This window comes from Virgibacillus sp. 7505 (genome assembly GCF_002272135.1).
In the GTDB taxonomy this organism is placed as follows: Bacteria; Bacillota; Bacilli; order Bacillales; family Amphibacillaceae; genus Terribacillus.
Genome location: NZ_NPBF01000335.1, coordinates 1 through 231 on the forward strand (window position 1 = coordinate 1; position 231 = coordinate 231).

Here is a 231-nt window from a genome sequence, read left to right on the forward strand (position 1 = left end):
AATGATCTCTGCCGCATGACTGGCGGTATACAATTTCGGAAGTCCCTGTTTGATCGTGTCATCCTCATAGATGCCGTTGATCCGCTTCAGTTCCTCGTATTCCTCGGCCACCGGGAAGCTGACTCCGTGTGCTCCTACCTTGCCGTTGGCCAGCGCTGGCCCCAGTGAAATATATTTGTTGTAAATTTGTGTATAGTCCCGTTCCACAATCGTCAGATTCGGCATCGTTTT

Annotated in this window: 1 protein-coding gene; it reads right to left on the reverse strand. The window is 50.2% G+C overall.

What is annotated here, in order from left to right:
- On the reverse strand, positions 1 to 231 hold a 231-nt coding region (locus tag CHH91_RS19210; RefSeq protein WP_141234261.1), incomplete at both ends, for a hypothetical protein.